Here is a 21,077-nt window from a genome sequence, read left to right on the forward strand (position 1 = left end):
TTGAAACGATGGAGATGATAGGTTTATTTACGATTATTGTTCCTTTTATTGGCGCGCTTGTGATTCTGTTTTCGCCGAAAACATCCGCGAAATGGATTTGTCAGATATTTGCAGCACTGGCGACATTAGGAACCTGGTTTTTGGCTTCGCGTTTTTTTGTATCAGGTGCAGATACTCAAGCGATTCCATTGATGCAAATTGATCATATTTTAATTTTTGGATTGGTGGTTGATAAGGTCAGTACGTTAATTTCGGCTGTTGTTGTCGGGCTGGGATTAATCGTGACAGTGTATTCATTAGGTTACATGAGTCGCGGAAACAAGGAACATCCTCATGAAGGTGATCCGCGCTATTATATTTTCCTGCTGATATTTATCGGTGCAATGGCAGGGCTGGTGTTGTCTTCGACAATTCTGGGTCAGTTGCTGTTCTTTGAAATTACCGGTGCATGTTCATGGTCACTGATTGGTTATTATCAGACACCGCTCGCTTTCCGCTCTGCTCTGAAAGCACTGATTGTGACTCATATTGCTTCGCTGGGCTTGTTTTTGGCAGCAGCATTACTGTTTGTGCATACGGGAACGTTTGAGCTGACCGCGATTGCCGGGCTTGATCCAACAACCAAAATGTTGGTGATGTTTGGCATTATGTTTGCTGCATGGGGTAAATCAGCCCAGTTGCCAATGCATATGTGGCTGCCGGATGCGATGAACGCACCAACACCTGTGAGTGCGTATTTACACGCAGCATCTATGGTGAAAGTCGGTGTTTATATTTTTGCCCGCGGAATTATTTCATCTGGCGGTAATATTCCTGAGATTGTAGGGATAGTCGGGATCATCAGTGCGATGGTAACGATGATCTACGGTTTTATGATGTATCTGCCTCAAAAAGATATGAAGCGCTTGTTGGCCTATTCCACAATTACACAACTGGCTTATATCTTTTTAGCCTTGTCGATGGCTGCGCTTGGATCATCTCTGGCCCTGGAAAGCGGCATTACATATATCTTTAACCATGCTTTTGCCAAAAGCCTGTTCTTTCTGGTTGCCGGTTCATTGAGTTATGCCTGCGGAACGCGGATGTTACCTCAGATTTCCGGATTGATTCGTCGCTCGCCACTTCTTGGCATCGGTTTTTGTGTTGCAGCTATGGCGATTGCCGGTGTACCGCCTTTTAATGGCTTCTTCAGTAAGTTTCCTTTGATTGAAGCCGGGTTCCATCTGTCCTCTCAATACTATTGGTTAACACCGGTACTGATTCTGGCGCTTGCGGAGTCTGTTGCTACTTTTGGCTGGTTACTGTACTGGTTTGGAAAAACTGTTGTTGGCGAACCATCTGAGGTAGTTGAAGAGATGTCTCCGCTCCCGGTCTACATGAAAGTCACATTGATCGTGTTGATAGCAATGTCCGTTTTCTCAAGCGTGATCGCGTCGGCATGGCTGAGTTAGGAGTGAAATAAATGGATAATTTAATAATTAACAATCTGGCGGGTCTGTTGCTGGTGACATCGTTTCTGGTGGTCATCGCCCGCAAGACAACCACTACCGCCTGTTTATATTCTCTTCAGTCTCTTGTGCTGGTGCTGCTCTTCTGGACTATCGCACATGAATATGATGCACATGCATTGTATGACTGGTCAATCACAGCTTTCGTGACCAAAGTTGTTCTTTTACCTATGATTTTGTATGTGCAACTGGGGAAAATGCGTGACGAAAGGGCTGAACGGGTTTTAATTCATCCGGTCTGGATCGGCATTATCGTTGCTGCCATCAGCGTTATCTGTATGTATATCATTGAGCCGGTTCACTTACCAATGGTCGCAGAGCTGAAACCGGTCCTGGCTGTTTCTCTGGCTCATTTCTTTATAGGATTACTGTGTATTATTTCTCAGCGCAATATTCTGAAACAGATTTTTGGGTATTGCCTGATGGAAAACGGTTCATCACTGATGTTGGCACTGGTGGCTCACCGGGCACCTCACCTGCTGGAAATTGGTATTACTATTGATGCGATTTTTGCGGTGATCTTTATGGTTGTTCTGGCACGATTGATTTTCCGTAAGCTACATACCTTAGACGGCAATCAACTGACTGTATTGAAGGGGTAGCATCATGATGTCATTAAATACTTATCTCCCGTATCTGTTCGGGATTCCTTTTGCGGCAGCAACTGTTGGGCTGGTTTGTGCCTGTATTCAATCAGCATCACATCGAATTGCCTCTTTTGCTCATGTAATCAGTGTGGTGGCAACCTGGATTATTTCATGGATGCTGGCACTTCAGGTCTTTGAGCAGGGTGCCATGCACTCAGCCGGAGAATGGCTGCTGCTTGACGGACTTTCTGCGTTGTTTCTCGGGGTTCTGGGGTTGGTTGCTTTGATGACCGGCATCCACTCTCTTGGGTATATAGGTCATGAATATAAGCATGGTGAGCTCAGTGGACGCCAGGTTTCCGTCTATTATGGGCTGTTCAGTTTGTTTCTCGGATGTATGTTAGTCGCTTTGACCGCAAATAATATCATTATGATGTGGGTTGCTATTGAAGCGACGACGGTTAGTTCGGTCTTTCTGGTTGGCATTTATGATCAAAGAACGTCTCTGGAAGCTGCATGGAAATATATCATGCAATGCAGCGTCGTCGTGGCGTTTGGCTTATTCGGGACTGTCATTACTTACGGTAATGCCGTTGCTGTTTTTGATAATCCCGAGCAAGCGTTACTGTGGACACAAATCAGAGATCATGCTCATTTATTAGATCCCCGGCTGATTCAAATCAGCTTTATTTTCATTGTGGTTGGATTCGGAACCAAAACCGGACTTTTTCCGATGCACTCCTGGTTGCCGGATGCTCACTCCGAAGCACCGAGTCCGGTTTCTGGCTTGTTGTCAGCCGGTCTGCTGAACTGTGCTTTACTGGTGATTATCCGCCACTTCATCATCAGCACTGATGTTTTAGGCACTGGGTTTACGCAGTTGATCCTGATTGGATTCGGATTTGCCTCTGTTTCGGTAGCGGTACTGATGATATTGATCCAAAAAGATGTGAAACGATTATTAGCGTACTCAAGTGTTGAACATATGGGGCTGATAACTTTTGCTGTGGGGCTGGGGCCTTTGGGCATATTTGCGGCTATGCTACATGTCGTCAATCATAGTATTGGTAAAACTCTGATGTTCTGCGGAGCAGGGAATATCATGCTGAAGTACGGCACAAGAGATATGAATATCGTCAAAGGTGTGGTTCGGGTTACGCCCTGGACAGGGATTTTATTTGGTGCTGGTGCACTAGCGTTGGCCGGAGTGCCGCCATTTAATCTTTTTATCAGTGAGTTTTTAATTATCTGCTCAGGCATTTATAGCCAGCATCCTTATCTGACAGTGTTGCTGTTGCTGGTCTTAACGCTGGCATTGGCGGGGTTTGCCCGTTTAGTTGCAGGATGTGTTCTGGGTAAAGCCCCCGATGGTGTTGAATCCGGTGAAGTTAATTATCTGACTGTGGCCCCTTTGGTTGCCCTGTTGGTACTGATGGTACTGATGGGAACACATATTCCGGGAATCGTATTACATGGGATTGATCAGGCGGTTCAGGTGGTGATTAACCAGCCACAAGAGTCCATATTGCCCTCACTTAATTTGCCTTGGCAGGATGTTATCGATACAGGTAATCAATCAGTCATGCTTACACCTCAAAGTCACTAAGTTAGAGAGAATGTTGAATGGAAACTGTACAAACAAATCAATCGCAACGTCAAATTGGTAAGCAGTATGTCGAAGGCGTGCGTCATCTGTTCCCATCTGCAATCCTGGACGAGGCGTGGCAAACAGACAATCAGGTAACAATCACCGTGAAGATGACGGCTTTGATTGAAGTGATGAAATGGCTTTACTACGATCAGGGTGGGTGGCTGACCGTTTCATTTGGTAACGATGAAAGAAGCCTGAACGGATGTTTTGGTGTCTATCATGCGCTGTCAATGGAAGGTGAAGTGAAAAGCTGGGTGACTGTTAAAGTTCTGGTGGATGCGCAGAGCCAGGAATTTATTTCTATCACACCGCATATCCCGGCTGCTGTTTGGGGTGAACGTGAAATTCGCGATATGTTCGGCCTGCATCCCGTTGGATTGCCGGATGAGCGGCGTCTGGTTTTGCCTGATGACTGGCCTGAAGACTTACACCCGTTGCGTAAAGACGCCATGGATTATCGTCAGCGTCCGGAACCCACAACAAGCACAGAAACTTACCCGTTTGTGAATGAACTGGGGGATGACTCCAATCGTATCGTTCCTGTTGGTCCGCTGCATATCACCAGTGATGAGCCCGGACACTTCCGTTTATTTGTCGATGGCGAAGATATCGTCGATGCGGATTACCGGATGTTTTACGTGCACCGCGGTATGGAAAAACTGGCTGAGACCCGGATGGGATACAATGAAGTTGGTTTTCTGGCTGACCGGGTATGCGGGATTTGCGGATTTACTCACAGTGTCGGGTATATTAACACGGTAGAAAATTCACTGGGCGTTGAAGTGCCAGTCCGGGCGAAAATGATTCGTACTGTGTTGCTGGAAGTCGAACGACTACACAGCCATTTGCTGAATATCGGTTTATCAAGTCACTTTGTCGGGTTTGATTCCGGGTTTATGCAATTCTTCCGGATTCGGGAAAAAACTATGGAGCTGGCAGAGTTGCTGACCGGAGCGCGTAAAACGTATGGGATGAACCTGATTGGCGGGATTCGCCGTGATTTCCTGAAAGAACAACGGGTGAAAGGTCTGGCTGTTGTCAGAGAAGTCCGCAAGTCCTTTTCCGAGCTGGTCGATATGTTGCTGGCGACACCAAACATCGACAGCCGGATCTCCGGTGTTGGTATTCTTGCCAAAGATATCGCACGGGATTTCAGCCCGGTTGGTCCTTTAATTCGTGGTGCCGGTTTTGAACGGGATGTACGGATTGTTCATGGCCAGTCACTGGAATCTTATGCGGATGTGCCCATTGAGCTGCAACATATTGATTCCGGTGATGTTCAGGCGCGTGTGCTGGTCAGAATCAGGGAAGTGTTTGATTCACTGAATATTGTCGAGTTTGGATTGGATCATCTGCCGGAAGGGGCAATTTTAACGGAAGACTTCGAGTATGTGCCGAACAAGTTCGCGCTAGGGTTCACTGAAGCGCCACGGGGTGAAAATATCCACTGGAGTATGACCGGTGATAATCAAAAACTATTCCGCTGGCGTTGTCGGGCTGCAACTTATGCGAACTGGCCTGTGTTGCGTTATATGTTGCGGGGTAACACAGTGGCGGATGCACCTTTGATTATTGGTAGTCTTGATCCGTGTTACTCATGTACGGACCGTGTCACGATTGTTGATACGAAGAAAAAACGGAGTCAGACCGTCCCATATAAAGCCATCGAACAGTACAGTGTGAACCGTAAAAATTCACCGCTGAAATCTATGTAGAGGTTGGTCGCTATGTTTAAATTATTTAAAACCGTCATAAAAACCGGCGACGCGACAGAAAAGTATCCGTTTGCCCCTTTTGAGGTGCAAAAGGACTTTCGCGGAAAACCTGAGCTGGATGCCAGCCAGTGCATTTCGTGTGGCGCGTGCACCAGAGCGTGCCCGGCGAATGCATTAATCATGGAAACAGACCCGGTTAAAGGCATCCGCCGCTGGGAGCTGTCTCTTGCCCGCTGTATTTACTGCGGACGTTGTGAAGAAGTCTGTCCGACACATGCCATTGAGCTGTCTGAGAAATTTGAGCTTGCTGTAACCAATAAAGCAGATTTATATGAATCCGCAGAATTTGCACTGGCAGATTGTTCTTTATGCGGAAAGCCATTTGTGGCGAAAAAATTACTGAATTATGTCGTCGATTCTCTGGAGAATTCCGGCTTGACCGGAGAAGCATTGGAAATGCGCCGGCGTCAGCTGGAGACTTGCCCTGAATGTCGCCGGAAAGCCAACATGCTTGATGGGGTGAATCTTACTCCCGGTCGTCATTTTTCCGGGGATCATGAAGTTCGTGTTGAGGAGGATGTGTGAAAGGTATTAAGCAGTTAGCTGGAACAAAGCATACGGAATCCGTCCCTGTAGAAGTCTCTCCTGATCATGAGAAACTGAAACAGGTTTTGCTGAAAGACATTAAACGTTCGGCGTATGTTTACCGGGTCGATTGTGGTGGATGTAATGCTTGTGAGATTGAAATTTTTGCAGCAACAACACCGGTGTACGATACCGAGCGTTTTGGGATTAAAGTTGTCGCATCTCCGCGGCATGCTGATATTTTACTCTTTACCGGCGCGGTGACCCGGGCCATGAGAGCTCCGGCTTTGCGGGCTTATGAAGCCGCGCCGGATCCGAAAGTCGTGGTGTCTTACGGTGCCTGCGGTTGCGATGGTGGTATTTTCCATGATCTTTATTGTGTCTGGAGCGGCACGGATAAAATTGTCCCGGTTGATGTGTATATTCCGGGGTGCCCGCCAACACCAGCAGCAACGCTCTATGGCTTTGCAGTTGCTTTAGGGCTGTTAGAGCAAAAAATGCATGCGACCGATCATCAGGTGGATGCTGAACCAGCTTCACTACGCCATACCGGTATTCCGCAAAATATCAGAGTGATGATTGAGCAGGAAGCCCGTCTGCTGGCAGGCTATCGTCAGGGAAAACGAATTTCCGGTGAACTGATGGATATTCTGGAACAGTGTGATGCGATGAATGTCGATGAGAAAATCCAGGCTTATCTTCATTCTCATGATGATCCCCGTTTAACTGAGATCGTGAATACACTAATGCGCAAAGTGATGAAACAGCTTACCGGAGATAACGGAGGTTGCCATGGCTGTAGCTGAATCAAGACACCTGAACGGACAAGTCAATTTTTATCGTCTGAGCCGTAAATTTGTTGATGAAAGCGAAATGCCGCAGGAAGCGAAGCAGGTGATGTACTACAGTCTGGCAATTGGGCACCATTTAGGGATTGTGGACTGCCTGAAGTCAGAAATGGATTGTACAGGTCAGGAATATCTTGAATGGATCAGCGCGCTGCCGGAAGACAGTGACGCTTACCGTAAGATGAAAGGCTTTCTGATGTTCGGGGAAATTACCGTGTATCCTGAACACATTGATATGCTGGCATTGGCTTTTGATCAGATTGAGAGTGCAGAACAGTCAGAAAAATCCCGGGAACTGACCCGGGGGCTTCTGAACATTCTGACAGCCATCCATCATGAACCAACAATGTATTTAATGGTTCGGGGGGGAAGATGATGGCTCGTCAGATCCTTTTAACAGTCGGAAACTCAATGATGGGGGATGATGGTGCCGGACCTTATCTGGCAAAGTTATTTCATCATAACCCTGTTGAAGGCTGGGAAGTTATGGAAGGCGGTACAATGCCTGAAGATACGCTGCATTTGATCCGTAAGGCGAAACCCGATCGGGTTTTGGTGGTCGATGCAGCAGATTTTGGCGAGCAAGCCGGAGAAATCCGGATCATTGACCCGGATACAATCGCGGATATGTTTATGGTGTCGACCCATAGTCTGCCGCTGAATTTTATGATCGATGAGCTGAAATCTTTTGTTCCGACAGTGACCTTTGTGGGCATACAGCCTGCGGCTGTTGCCTTTGCATTTCCGATGACGGATATGGTGAAGTCGGCAGTAGAAACCATCTATCAGCGTTTGCCTGAATGGCAGGATGAAGGTGAGTTTTTGAGTACTGCTGAATAATCAACGCATTTGGTGGTGTTAAACCCTGCCGGAGTGTTATCGTCGAAGGTATAGCAACTCAGAGTTTTTTTAACCACTGAAACATAAAAAAGGAAGACAATCAGTCTTCCTTTTTTATATCTTCATGAACAAGCTAGTTGATATGCTGAACCGGTGTTTCCTGAATTTTTACCGGGTAAAATACAATCACAAACACCATGACCGTAAAAAAGATACCCAAAGGTAAAGTCAGCATATGGTCAGATAATTCACCTTTTGCCATATAGATTGCAGCCTGGGAGTCATCAATGATGGTTCCTGCCGCGCAAATCATAAAAGCAATGAATGATAAATAACGTTTCAACATGGGTCACTCCCCCGAATTTCCCTGAATTGAATATAAGAATACGTGTTTCATAAATTACACTTTCATTTGAAAATTTAAAAAATTAAAACACTGGTTCATATTCTTCATTTAAGGCGCTGAAGTAAATACACAAAATCAGTAAATATATTTGATGAAATGAATCAGACAAATTAATGATTTATTGATGTAAATCATCCTGCTCTGTTTTTGTGTGTTTCGGCAGTAATATCAGTGGCTTCCGTGATTATGTCTGCGGGGCTGACGGTTTATTTCTGCCCGCATCGCAACTATTTCGGGGATGCTACTGTAATTTCTGGCGCGCTGACACGACCTGAAGCCTGCATCTTCAGGTTGTTTGGGTATCTATAAGATTGGTTGATAAACGACGAAAGTCTGGTTCAGCCATTCTCACAGAGAATGGCTGTTTGATGATGAAAACTGAATCAGCAAATTACTTTGATAGCCAGACCGCCCTGAGATGTCTCCCGGTATTTTTTATTCATATCTTTACCGGTCTCAAACATGGTTTCGATGACTTTATCCAGAGAGACTCTTGGATCAGATGAGCGTCTTAGTGCCATCCGCGCTGAGTTAATGGATTTCACCGCTGCAATGCCATTGCGTTCAATGCATGGAATTTGAACCTGACCGGCAATCGGGTCACAGGTCAGTCCCAGATTGTGTTCCATTGCGATTTCTGCCGCAATACAAACCTGCTCCGGGCTGCCGCCCATCAGGGCTGTCAGTCCTGCCGCTGCCATTGAGCAGGCCACGCCGACTTCGCCCTGACAGCCAACTTCTGCACCGGAAATGGATGCGTTGCGTTTATAGAGTCCGCCAATGGCGCCGGATGCGGCGAAGTAACGAATGTAATCTTTTTCTGTGACTGTCTGGATGAACTTGTCATAGTAAGCCAGAACTGCCGGGATGATGCCGCATGCGCCATTGGTTGGTGCGGTGACCACCCGTCCGCCAGCTGCATTTTCTTCATTGACGGCAAAAGCAAACATGTTGACCCAATCAATGACAGACATCGGATCGCTGGATGTGGCTTCTGCTGTTAGCAGTTGCTGGCGAAGAGCTGCTGCCCGGCGCGGTACACGCATTGGTCCGGGCAAAATACCTTCAGTATTCATGCCCTTTTCCATACATTCGCGCATCGTTTTCCAGATCTGAGAATAATAAGTATGGATTTCTTCATCAGAATGGAATGCTCTTTCATTTTCCATGACCAGCGCACTGATGGAGTAGCCGCTTTCTTTACACTGGTGAAGGAGCTCATCTGCGGTTTTAAACGGGTAAGGCACCTGAACACTCGATTCTGTTTCTTTACCGAAATTTTCTTCATCGACAATAAAGCCGCCACCAATCGAGTAGTAGGTTTTTGAGTAGACTTTTTCATCATCCACCCAGGCATGCAGCTTCATGCCGTTTTCATGCAGATCAAGGTTGGTGGTATGGAAGGTAATCCCGGTCTCTTTGGGAAAAGCCACCGTATGGCAATGCATGCCAACAGGTAAACGTTCGGTTTCTTCAACCCGGGAAATAAAGCCGGGAATACTGTCGATATCAACTTTCTCCGGGGTATTGCCGGCAAGTCCCATGATAATCGCTATATCCGTATGGTGGCCTTTGCCTGTCAGTGATAATGATCCATAAATATCAACAGTAATTTTAGTGATGTGACGAAGTTTTCCCATTTCACGCAGATCATCGATGAATTCTTTTCCTGCTTTCATCGGGCCAACAGTGTGTGAACTGGAGGGGCCAACTCCGATTTTATAGATATCAAATACACTAATCATTCAGATTTCCTCGGACAGCCCCGTGGAACGGGGGCTGGTTAATACTTATTAATTCGAACGGTTTACAGTGCGCCATAAATAACAGATGAAATTGCTGCCAGGCCACAAACTGTTGTAAAGATTTGTACAGGTAATGATGTTCTGAATTTCGCCATCGCCGGTACTTTGAACATGGCATAGATTGGCAATAAGAACAGAATCGCGGCGATCATTGGTGCACCCATGGTTTCAATCATGCCCAGAATGCTTGGGTTGATAATGGCGACGATCCAGGTGGTCAGAACAATAAAGATGAGAGAGAATTTTTCGATTTTACTGACCTGAAAATCTGAACGACTTTTCACCAGGCCAACCAAACCTTCATGTGCGCCTAAGAAATGACCAAAGTAGCTGGATGTAATCGCAGCAAAAGCAACGATTGGGCCCATGTAGGAAATGATCGGGGAATCCTGCACATTTGCCAGATAAGACAGCACAGAGATATTTTGTGCTTTCGCCTGTGCCAGCTGTTCAGGTGAAAGAGACAGAACGACAGAGAACACGAAGAACATCACAAAACCCATCAGCATCATGGCTGCGCCACCGGTGATTGAATCTGTTTTCTGTACCGCGTTGTCACCGTGTTCCATCCGTTGTTCTTTTGTGAACTGGCTGATCACCGGGCTGTGGTTAAAAGAAAATACGATAATTGGAATTGCCAGCCAGATCACGGAAGGCATGGCGCTCCAGTCCGGTGCCACATCGATCATTGACGTGTTCCATTCAGGAATCAGGTAGAAAGATAATGCCAGCAGGATGAAAACCAGCGGGTAAACAATGGCAGAGGTTGCTTTGAGCATCAGTTGTTTACCAAACACAACGCCGGCCGTCATTGTCAGAATCAAACCACCGGACAGAAGCCAGCGGGGTATGGACGCCATCCCGAGCTGATTGACCAGAAATGAATCAACGGTATTGGTGATGCCGACACCATAAATCAGAACAATAGGATAAATAGCGAAAAAGTAAGCAAAAGTGATGAGATTCGCACCGGTTTTACCAAAGTGTTCTTCAACGGTATCTGTGATATCTGCATTTTTGTTTTTCGCTGACAAAACAAACCGGGCCAGCGATTTATGTGAAAACCAGGTCATCGGGGCAGCCAACAGGGCCAGAATGACTAAAGGCCAGAAACCACCCGATCCGGCTTTGATCGGTAAGAATAAAACCCCGGCACCGACAGCTGTACCAAACAGTGACAAACACCAGGTGAAGTCTTTATAGGTAAATCTGTTTTCCGCTCTGCTTTGTGAGGGTAACGTGGATGAAATAGTAGAGTTCATATCAGGCTCGCTCGTTTTTTGTCAGGAGTTATGTTCCCCGAAGGGGATAATTTGTATCCGTTATTTCGATATTGTTATTGTCTTACCTTCACCGGTCTGGCTTGAGTAAGGATACAGTTGTGCCGGAAATGTCCGGTGGCATTCATGAGTACTTCCCTGATATGTCCTGATTGTTCGTTTTCCATCCTGGTGATACATCCATCATCTTTATTTTTTAATCACTAAGATCTGAACTCACGAATATATTTGTAAATCGCATGGCGGGTGATTCCCAGCTGACCGGCAACCTGTGTGGTCGCTTCTTTTAATTCAAAAATACCGTTTTTGAATAAAACCCGGGTAATCGCTTTGTTTTTACCCTTTGCGGTCACGCTGCTGTCATTTTCCACTTCTGCGATTGCATGATTCAGTGCATTCTCAATCACCTCTTTCGGAGAGGCACTGAATGTTTCATGTGCTTCTGTCTGTATATTTGTCATATCCGGAACCAGTGTTTTCAGAATTTCTGCCATTGGAAACGATAAATTGACATTGATACAAAACAGTCCGACCGGTTTCTCATTTTCACCTGTCAGGACACAAGTTGTTGATTTCAGTACCGAACCGTCTTTTGCTGTGGTGAAGTAGCTTTTCGGCGTCATGTTGCCGGTTTTTTCAAACTGATTAAGCATCTTCAGCCCCATGTCGGTAATCGGAGAACCAACTTTCCGTCCGGTATGGTGGCCATTGACGATTTTTACCACTGAATGTTCAAAACTTTCGAAAGAATGAACTACCACTTCACAATGCGGCCCAATCAGTTCTGCGATGGTTTCCGCTAACCTGAAGTTCGAAGCCAGACAGGCCCGATCCTGTTCGGTGAATCTGGTATTAAATGACTTATATTTTGATACGACCATCCTTAGACTCCTTTGGTTCACTTTGTGTAACTTTTCAGGTTGCATGCCATTGCTTATATCAATTATATGTTCAATTCCTTCGCAGGTATAAAACTATATTTGATAGTTATGGTCAATGTTAAAGTTGTAAATAGTGAACTATATGTGACTCAAAGCATCATTTTGGTATTTTATTTGCCTTTTTTAGTTCACTTTGTGTAACTAGTGAGCCATTTCAGGCTTTGTGGCCCGGACTCGGTCAGTCTGAAGTATTTTGGGTTAATAAAAGTTAACTTTTTGCGGGTGAATGCATAAAAAATTCAGTAAAAGGAGAAAGAATAATCCGCAAGAGTGTCTTTTGACCTGCGGATAGACTGACAGATGTTTATCTGTTTTTTTATCCGGAAAATGAAAGGAAAAGGGGATTGATTCAGAACGATAATATGCCAGGACAGAGAACATCATCAATGCTGTTTGGTGGATTTGTCCATGATAAATATTCGAAATAATTGAATCTTCAGTTTTCGGCTGCACGTATGAATCATGCATCTTCAGGTTGCTTGGGTATATATGGATGGTAAAAACCGTGATTATCCGGAACGTCACAGGGTTATCGCAAAAAACGGCAGAAAAATGGCGGCAAACCATCAATAATAAATTGGTTTTTTTTTATACACCTCCCAAACGGTTAAATTCTGTCATTCCTGCAATATCTTCACTCAGATGATGTGATTAATATGATATCTGTTTTACATCTTTACCCTCGAAGATAAACAGAGTGATTTGACTGATAAATATAAAAATCAGCGTTTACTCACAAGGAGACAATATGAAGATAAACATACAACAACAGTGGCCGGGTCTGAAACAGGCAGGAGGAACACATTATAAGACCGTCGGTTCAATGCTGGCTGCATTTGCAGTGCTGAGTATGCCGCTGGGAAATGCAATGGCAGGCACCAGTGGCGTCAGCCATCAGGTGACGATTTCTAATGACTGGAATAGTGGTTACTGTGCAGGCTTAACGGTGACAAATAATAACAGTGCCGCGGTCACTGACTGGCAGGTTGACGTGGATGTGGACGGCACGGTCAGCTCTCTGTGGAATGCAGAGTGGAGTCAGGACGACACTGTGGTTCATGTTTCCGGCAGCGGGCAATATGAGACCCTGCAAGCCGGGCAGAGTACATCACAGATCGGCTTTTGTGTGAACCGTTCATCAGGTTCGGATAATTCCGGCGGTAATTCCTCCGGAGGCAGTACTTCTTCCGGACTGGCTGAAAACGGAGATGTTGAAGATGGTTTAACCAATTGGTCATCGACTGCAGGTGATGTAGAGCGCACCATGCAGGATAGCCACAATGGTGCTGCCAGTGTGTTGATTACCAACCGTACAGCTGGCTGGAATGGGATCACATTTAAACCGGAAAGTTTAAGTAACGGAAAAAAATATAATGTATCAGTGTGGGTGAAACTCGCGCCCGGCGCGTCTGATTCAACCCTGATTCTGACAGCGAAGCGAACAGACGATTCTGATACATCAACGACTGATGAATACACCCGGATTGCGACCGCGACCGTTTCTGATTATGAATGGACTGAGCTGAAAGGATCCTATTCACAAACCGGGACCACATTCCAGCATTTCATTATTGAGTCCGAGAGTGACAGCGTCAGTTATTATGCGGATGATTTTACCGTTGAAAGTGCAGGCGATGCAGATGATAACGGCGGCTCATCTTCCGGTAACAGTAAAAAGTTTGTCGGTAACATTACGACAGGTGGCAGTGTGAGATCTGACTTTGTCAATTACTGGGATCAGATTACGCCGGAGAATGAAGGTAAATGGGGCTCAGTTGAGAAAACCCGTGATGTCTATAACTGGAGTGGTGTAGACGCAGTTTATGAGTATGCCAAAGCGCATAATATTCCGTTTAAACAACATACCTTTGTATGGGGAAGTCAGTATCCGAGCTGGATTACTTCGTTAAGTGCGAAAGAGCAGGCGGCTGAAATTGAAGAATGGATTCAGGATTTCTGTACCCGCTATCCGGATGTTGACATTATCGATGTGGTGAATGAAGCAACACCGGGACATGCACCGGCAGAATTTGCTGAAAATGCCTTTGGTGATGACTGGATTATCAAGTCATTTAAACTGGCCCGTAAATATTGTCCGAAAGCGACGCTGGTCTTAAATGATTACAATGTGCTGAGCTGGCATACCGATAAATTTATTGCTATGGCGAAACCTGCAGTAGAAGCCGGTGTGGTTGATGCGATTGGTTTACAGGCGCATGGTCTGGAAAGTATTTCAACATCGAAATTACAAACTAATCTGAATAAGGTCGCAGCACTGGGACTGCCGATTTATATCTCTGAGTATGATATTGCGAAAACCGATGATCAGGCTCAGTTAGATGTGATGAAAGCACAGTTCCCGCTGTTTTATAACTCAGATAATGTTGCCGGTATCACCTTGTGGGGATATGTGGATGGTAAAACATGGAGAGACGGCACAGGCCTGATTTACAGTGATGGCACCGAGCGGCCCGCAATGAAATGGCTGATGGACTATATAGGGAAATAGTCTGGACATAACAGAAATAGCAAAACCAGTATGAATAACCAGCCGCCTTTTTGGGCGGCTGTTTTGATCCTGAAATTAATACCTTTGAGTTATATTTTTTCTTCCAATGAGAAGCATCAATAATAATTTCGTGTTTTTAAAGACATATTCCAATTTGATAAATCCTGACAGACAACTCATATTCTTTCTCCGGGGGTTAATGATAATAAGGGTTGACTTTCGTTTATGTTCAGTTTTTCTGTAAACAGTATGCATTATTTGTATTTTTTCCCGGATGACCAAAGATGAGCGAAGGCTTTCACCAGATAGCAGAACATCTATCTGTATCTATAACACTCTTCATTGACTGATTGAAAGGAGAGGTCATGAAAATAAATTCAACGGAAGGTTGGTCTGGTTTTATGAAACAACATAGAAAACAACCCAAATTATCTGCAATCCACAAGTCTTGCATGGTGGTTATGGCTGCCACTTTTGCAGCCTTCAACCCGCTGATGACTTCAGCGGCTTCTGAAAGCGGAAATGTCGATTATTCGATTGCGATTACCAGTGACTGGGATGGTGGTTACTGTGCTGCTGTCACCGTAACGAATAAGAGCGATCAGGCGCTGGACTGGCATTTTGATATGACAATAGACGGCACGATCAATAACCTGTGGAACGCCACGTGGAGTCAGGAGGGTTCAACGGTCGCAATGTCTGGTGCCGGATGGAATAACACCCTGGCAGCAGGACAAAGCAACAGTTCAATCGGCTATTGTGCGACCCGCAACAGTGATTCAACAAGTGGTGATGATTCCGCGACCGGTAATGATGACAGTACTGATTCAGGCTCTGGTGCTGATACTGGTACAGACAGCGGTTCTGACTCTGATACTGACAACAGTTATCAGGTGCCTGAGAATAACTTCGCTAAAAATGGTGGCGTGGAATATGATCTGGAAAACTGGTCAGTGACTGCCGGCACGTTAGCACGCAGCACAGACGCAAGCCATAACGGTGCGGCCAGTGCACTGATTACAGGACGGACTAGCGGATGGAACGGGATTACTTTTGATACCGGTTCTCTGACTGATGGTAATGACTATGATGTTGCTGTCTGGGTGAAACTGGCCCCGGGAACTGTCAGTACTGCTGAGATTTATCTGACAGCAAAACGTACCGACGACAGCGATTCTTCAACGACAAAAGAATATGAACGCGTTGCTTCTGCGGTCGCTTCAACAGATAAATGGACTCTGTTACACGGAACATATACCCAAAGTGGTACGCCATTTGAGCATTTCATCATTGAATCAGACGACGCTGAAGTCAGCTATTACGCAGATGACTTCTCCATTGGTGGTGAAGTTGTTGCAGATGACTCAGATAACTCCGATGCAAAATCAGCGGATAAGTTTGTCGGTAACATTACGACTTCAGGCAGTGTCCGTTCAGACTTCCTGCAATACTGGAACCAGTTAACCCCTGAAAATGAAGGGAAATGGGGCAGCATTGAGAAAAGCCGTGATGTGTATAGCTGGGACGGGGTTGATGCCGCTTATAAATATGCGAAAGAGCATGGCATTCCGTTTAAACAGCATACATTCGTCTGGGGAAGTCAGTATCCAAACTGGATTACATCACTCAGTCCGACAGAGCAGGCAGCAGAAATTGAAGAGTGGATTCAGGACTTCTGTACCCGCTATCCTGATGCGGAAATGATCGATGTGGTGAATGAAGCTACTCCGGGTCATGCACCGGCAACATTTGCCAAAAGTGCATTTGGGGATGACTGGATCATCAAATCATTTCAACTGGCCCGCAAGTATTGCCCGAATTCAAAACTGGTGCTGAATGATTACAACGTGTTGATCTGGAACACCGATGAATTTATTCAGATGGCGAAACCTGCTGTTGAAGCCGGTGTGGTTGATGCGATTGGTCTGCAGTCTCACGGGCTGGAAAGTCTTTCAGCTTCTCAGCTGAAAACCAATCTGGATAAAGTGGCTGCACTTGGTCTGCCGATTTATATCTCAGAGTACGATATTGCCAAAACTGATGATCAGGAACAGCTGAACATCATGAAAGAACAGTTCCCTGTATTCTATAAAGATGACGCAGTTGCCGGTATTACTCTGTGGGGTTATATCGCCGGTAAAACCTGGAAAGAAGGTACAGGTTTAATCAACTCAGACGGTACTCAGCGACCTGCAATGAAATGGTTAATGAACTATCTGGAAGAACAGAGAGATTCTGATTCAAAAAAGTAGAAACGCCCCAGGATACATGTGATTTACCATCAACTTTTGGCTGGACATCGACCGATCCGGTGATCTCGCCAATTGATGACAACCTGGTGTCGGTTAAGGATCCATCGATTGTTAAATACGACGGGAAGTATCACGTATTTGCCAGTGTGGTGGATAAAGATGGCAAGTACAGCAGTGTTTATCTGAACTTCAGTGACTGGGCCGATGCAGGCAAAGCAACTCAGCTGAGTATGAAGCAGACAAAAGCAGGCAGTACTGTTGCGCCTCAGGTGTTTTACTTTAAGCCGCATAACAAGTGGTATCTGATTTATCAGTGGGGGGCAAGATATTCCACAAACACTGATATTAACGATCCTTCAGGCTGGAGTGCACCCAAAACACTCCTGAGTAATGAACCGGATGGTGCGCTGGATTACTGGGTTATCTGTGATGATGACAATTGCTATTTGTTCTTCTCCAGAGATGACGGCAAGCTATATCGTTCCAAAGTTTCGATCGATAATTTCCCGAACTTCACCAACTATGAAGTGGTGATGTCTGAAGATTCTGTCGGTAAATTATTCGAGGCTTCGAATGTTTATAAGGTTGCGGGTAAAGATCAGTACCTGTTACTGGTGGAAGCTTACGGACCCCGTTATTTCCGGTCATGGACAGCAAACAGCCTTGATGGACCGTGGACGCCTTTAGCGGATACTCAGTCAAATCCTTTTGCCGGAGAAGCAAATGTCAGCTTCAGCGGCGAAAAGTGGACAAAAGATATCAGCCATGGCGAGATGATTCGTGCCGGATATGATCAGACACTGACCATCGATCCATGTCATTTACAGTATCTGTATCAGGGGCGCGATCCTGATTCTGATAGTGGTGGATATGATGCCCGTCCTTATCAGCTGGGATTATTGACTGCGAAATAATCCGGTTGTTGTGAACAGTTGAAATGGCATCTGAAGAACCCCGTGCGGATCACTGATCCGGCGGGGTTCTTTTTTATCTGTTTTCTGAGCACAGCTTTGTTGGCTTCTCCTCTGTGACTCTGTCCTGTGAATATCAACACACATGACGTTATTATCCGCTCCGTTTGTTTGGGTATACCCAAGCAACCAGAAGATGCAGGGTTCAGTGAGATTTGTCAGGCTCTGAGGCAAGGCACTGATTTGAAGATAGAGTCATTCTACGTTGAAAATCAGTCACGCCGTATCAGAGCCTGACAAACTCACCCGCAGGGCGTGAGCTGAAAGGCACATTTCTGTGTCAGGATAATTTGAAAGGTGGGTACATTCCTGCATTCTCTTTCCTTGAACTGTACCTTTCGGCTGCACGCTGAACCCTGCATCTTCTGGTTGCTTGGATATATACATTCCGGTGTTCTCTTTTCCCGGATTGCTTCCATTGGCTTCATGCTGTCTTTAGTATTTTATGATATTTCATTATTTTTTATTTAATGATTATTCTGGTTTTATGTTTAAAAGTTCGTCTGATAAACTGAAAAATATATATCTGTTTGTAAGTTTTATGATATTTATTATTGATTGGTATTCCATAATATGGATTTGGCTATTTATTGTTTATGTGTTTTGTATATTAATGGTTATTGAAGATTAGATGTTTTCACTGAAAGCATTCTATTTTCAATCAGAGTATTTCTTTAACTTGTTATTTTGTTTATTTGTTTGTTTTTTATACTTTGCCGGCTTTGTGCCGGCATTTTTTTATGTTGTATTCCAAATGAATATAATATAAAACTTAATGATGAAACTTTATAACTATTGAATGTATTTATAGGTTAAATATATTATTTCAGATAACACAAACAGATAAACATGATAGTTTTTTCATCACACCATCAATCGAGTCACCGATCCTGCCTGTCATATGATACATAATCACCCGGTGTATTATGCTGTAATGTCATCTAATTGTTTGTGTTTGTTTATATTGTGATCTTTTGTAACCCGGGTGTGTGGATGATTAATCTGATTCTGCTTTTTTCACATGTTTGTTAAAAATTATGAATCGCACACGGTTGCGTATGTTTTGTGTTAATACTGAAATATTTATTTATGAGACATGTTCCATAAAAATAAAATGTCGATATATTTTGTTTTTTTTCATGTATATTAGGTGGCGAATGAGGTGTTCAGTAGAACTTTTGTTATATTGTTCATGTTATTCAGAGTATTTCTTTAACTTGTTATTTTTTTTATTTATTATATTTATTTATATTACATAATTTTATGGGCCGGCTATATGCCGGCTTTTTTTATGTGTCATTGTGTCCATTTTGAATTGATTTTTGATGGTGATAAGATAATTATAATTTTATCTGTTAGTTTTGTTTGCTTTATTTTTAATCAGGTGTTTTATTACTTATCTGGGTTTTGCATATTATTATTTAAATATTGAGTCTTATTTTATATGTTCGTTATGTTTTATTTTAATTTCCAGGGGCACTTCTGTGTCGGTTTTTCCGGCAGGACTCGTCAGGCCCGGGGGATCTCGAAACCTGGTTGTGATTCACAAAAAGTATCACTATTGATTATCATGAAGCAAAATCTGATACTTTCTGTTTATCATGCGGTGTTTTGAATTCGTTACGATATACCCAAGCAACCTGAACCCTGCATCTTCAGGTTGTTTGTATAGGTTTGGCAGGCACAGGTTGTTGTGCCATGGATTATCAATGAATCGTATATGGCGGGACAAGTGACGTGTTGCGATGTCCCCGGGAGTTTGAAATGAAACGAAAGATGTCTTTATTATTCGCCGGACTGGTGATGGTCAGTTCCTGTCTGCAGGCATTTGAACTGACCAGCAGTGATATTCAGGAAGGTGAGTCCTTATCCTCATCATTTATGTTTAACGGATTCGGTTGTTCCGGGAAAAATGTCTCACCTCACCTCAGCTGAGCTGGGACGACTTTCCGGCCGGAACAAAAAGTTTTGCGATCACCGTTTATGATCCGGATGCGCCGACAGAAAGTGGCTGGTGGCACTGGAGTGCGATTGATATCCCGGCAAATATCCATCAGCTGAAACGCGGGCAGTCAATCTCATCTGCTGGCGGAAAAGAGATCAGGAATGATTTCGGAACAACGGCATTTGGCGGGGCATGTCCGCCGGTCGGCCATGGTATGCACAGATATCAGTTTACGATCTGGGCGCTTCCGTATAAAAATATGCCCGTGCCGGATACAGCCTCTGCGGCACTGGTTGGCTATATGTTAAATCAGGATGCACTTGCCAAATCCCGCATTACAGCCACAGCGATGAGAAAGTAGTCACAGTCATGAGATACAGTCATAAGAAAGAGCGATGAGAAAGAGCCAGCAGGAAATGACGGAAGCGCCATTATTCAGAATCAATCATATTCTGAGTGTCAGGCCGCAAAAGCTGAGTAATATGACGATTCTCTCTCCCTCTGTCATCTGGGTCCGGGCGGGGTATAAACGCCTGCTTGGTCACCAGAAACCCCTGGCGCTTGATGAGCAATCTCTGCTGCTGGTGCGCAGCCATGAAAGACTGACATTTGAAAACCAGCCCCGGCAGGCGGTGTTTCGTTCCTGTCAGGTTTGTTTTCATCATTATCCGGCAGCAGAGATGCTGGCATATAGCCAGTCAATCTCTTCATCTGAGCAGGTGCTCTTTAAGCTGACGCAGGATTTGCGACAGGCGCTGGAGATACTTTGCCGTCTTGATCACCGGCTTATGAGTCATGCCGTCCAGCGTTACTGGCTGGATGGTTTTTATCAGTTACTGGCTGAAAAGGGGATGCTGCATCATTTATTTGATCCGGTGGGAAAATCATTACAGGAAACTTTAAGTGAGCACCTGAGTGCAACGCCGGAGAAATCATACAGGCTGGACACGGTTTGTCTTGATCTGGGAATGAGTCGCTCGACACTCATTCGTCGTTTACACCGGGAGAACACCAGCTTCAGGGAAGTGTTACACCAGGTCAGAATGAACCATGCGATTATTTTGCTCCAACAGGGCGGCTATGATTTGCCTGATATTGCGTTAGCCTGCGGCTACCTGTCAACTCAGCGCTTTTGTCAGCGTTTCAGGGAGCAATTCGGTGTAACCTTCCGGCAATATGAGAAAACCCTGACGGTTTCATCCTGATGGCATCGATGATTTCACTTAATAGTCCG

Annotated in this window: 15 protein-coding genes and 2 pseudogenes; 13 read left to right on the plus strand and 4 right to left on the minus strand. The window is 44.9% G+C overall.

Annotated elements, in window-relative coordinates; genetic code table 11:
* Positions 1–8: 8 nt before the first annotated feature.
* From OC443_RS05230 to hycI, 8 genes are read left to right on the plus strand one after another with little or no spacing between them, the layout of a single operon-like run.
* Positions 9–1,451, plus strand: coding sequence for a hydrogenase 4 subunit D (locus OC443_RS05230; RefSeq protein WP_073582497.1), 1,443 nt, complete (start codon positions 9–11; stop codon positions 1,449–1,451).
* 11 nt (positions 1,452–1,462) lie between these two features.
* A complete protein-coding gene (hyfE, locus tag OC443_RS05235; protein WP_073582499.1) occupies positions 1,463–2,110 on the plus strand; it encodes a hydrogenase 4 membrane subunit in 648 nt (215 codons plus the stop codon).
* A 4-nt stretch (positions 2,111–2,114) separates the two neighbouring features.
* Complete coding sequence (locus OC443_RS05240; RefSeq protein ID WP_234976371.1) at positions 2,115–3,701, plus strand: hydrogenase 4 subunit F; 1,587 nt, start codon at positions 2,115–2,117, stop codon at positions 3,699–3,701.
* Between the two features lie 17 nt (positions 3,702–3,718).
* Positions 3,719–5,461, plus strand: coding sequence for a hydrogenase large subunit (locus OC443_RS05245; RefSeq protein ID WP_073582501.1), 1,743 nt, complete (start codon positions 3,719–3,721; stop codon positions 5,459–5,461).
* A gap of 12 nt (positions 5,462–5,473) precedes the next feature.
* Entirely contained in the window at positions 5,474–6,046 is a 573-nt protein-coding gene (locus OC443_RS05250; protein WP_073582503.1) for a formate hydrogenlyase complex iron-sulfur subunit, read from the plus strand.
* Positions 6,043–6,852, plus strand: a complete 810-nt coding sequence (locus OC443_RS05255) for an NADH-quinone oxidoreductase subunit B family protein (RefSeq protein ID WP_073582505.1) — start codon at positions 6,043–6,045, stop codon at positions 6,850–6,852. Before OC443_RS05250 ends, OC443_RS05255 begins: the two co-directional genes overlap by 4 nt.
* Positions 6,839–7,270 (plus strand): formate hydrogenlyase maturation HycH family protein, encoded by a 432-nt coding sequence (locus tag OC443_RS05260; protein ID WP_073582507.1) that lies wholly within the window; start codon positions 6,839–6,841, stop codon positions 7,268–7,270. The genes OC443_RS05255 and OC443_RS05260 overlap by 14 nt, the downstream gene beginning before the upstream one ends.
* Positions 7,270–7,734, plus strand: a complete 465-nt coding sequence (hycI, locus tag OC443_RS05265) for a hydrogenase maturation peptidase HycI (protein ID WP_073582734.1) — start codon at positions 7,270–7,272, stop codon at positions 7,732–7,734. The genes OC443_RS05260 and hycI overlap by 1 nt, the downstream gene beginning before the upstream one ends.
* A 133-nt stretch (positions 7,735–7,867) precedes the next feature.
* Here the strand turns inward: hycI and OC443_RS05270 are convergent, their stop codons facing one another.
* The 4 genes from OC443_RS05270 to OC443_RS05285 all read right to left on the minus strand — a co-directional run bounded on the left by OC443_RS05270 (position 7,868) and on the right by OC443_RS05285 (position 12,106).
* Positions 7,868–8,080, minus strand: coding sequence for a hypothetical protein (locus OC443_RS05270; RefSeq protein WP_073582509.1), 213 nt, complete (start codon positions 8,078–8,080; stop codon positions 7,868–7,870).
* A gap of 443 nt (positions 8,081–8,523) precedes the next feature.
* The gene (locus OC443_RS05275; RefSeq protein WP_073582511.1) at positions 8,524–9,885 is read right to left on the minus strand and encodes an L-serine ammonia-lyase; all 1,362 of its coding nucleotides are present in this window, start codon (positions 9,883–9,885) and stop codon (positions 8,524–8,526) included.
* A 62-nt stretch (positions 9,886–9,947) separates the two neighbouring features.
* A complete protein-coding gene (locus OC443_RS05280) occupies positions 9,948–11,207 on the minus strand; it encodes an aromatic amino acid transport family protein (RefSeq protein WP_073582513.1) in 1,260 nt (419 codons plus the stop codon).
* A 221-nt stretch (positions 11,208–11,428) separates the two neighbouring features.
* Complete coding sequence (locus OC443_RS05285; protein ID WP_073582515.1) at positions 11,429–12,106, minus strand: helix-turn-helix transcriptional regulator; 678 nt, start codon at positions 12,104–12,106, stop codon at positions 11,429–11,431.
* Between the two features lie 808 nt (positions 12,107–12,914).
* On the opposite strand from OC443_RS05285, the gene OC443_RS05290 reads away from it, so the two are divergent.
* The 5 genes and pseudogenes from OC443_RS05290 to OC443_RS05310 all read left to right on the plus strand — a co-directional run bounded on the left by OC443_RS05290 (position 12,915) and on the right by OC443_RS05310 (position 21,048).
* Complete coding sequence (locus tag OC443_RS05290) at positions 12,915–14,675, plus strand: endo-1,4-beta-xylanase (protein ID WP_073582519.1); 1,761 nt, start codon at positions 12,915–12,917, stop codon at positions 14,673–14,675.
* Positions 14,676–15,040: 365 nt separating this feature from the next.
* Positions 15,041–16,927: an endo-1,4-beta-xylanase gene (locus tag OC443_RS05295; RefSeq protein WP_073582521.1), complete on the plus strand. Its 1,887-nt coding sequence runs from the start codon at positions 15,041–15,043 to the stop codon at positions 16,925–16,927.
* Positions 16,928–16,956: 29 nt separating this feature from the next.
* Positions 16,957–17,841: pseudogene (locus tag OC443_RS05300) on the plus strand (non-reducing end alpha-L-arabinofuranosidase family hydrolase); the annotation flags it as partial.
* A 1,833-nt stretch (positions 17,842–19,674) separates the two neighbouring features.
* A pseudogene (locus tag OC443_RS05305) lies at positions 19,675–20,204 on the plus strand (YbhB/YbcL family Raf kinase inhibitor-like protein).
* 34 nt (positions 20,205–20,238) lie between these two features.
* Positions 20,239–21,048 (plus strand): helix-turn-helix transcriptional regulator, encoded by an 810-nt coding sequence (locus OC443_RS05310; protein ID WP_083601591.1) that lies wholly within the window; start codon positions 20,239–20,241, stop codon positions 21,046–21,048.
* The last annotated feature ends 29 nt before the right edge of the window (positions 21,049–21,077 follow it).

The organism is Vibrio quintilis, from assembly GCF_024529975.1.
In the GTDB taxonomy this organism is placed as follows: Bacteria; Pseudomonadota; Gammaproteobacteria; order Enterobacterales; family Vibrionaceae; genus Vibrio; species Vibrio quintilis.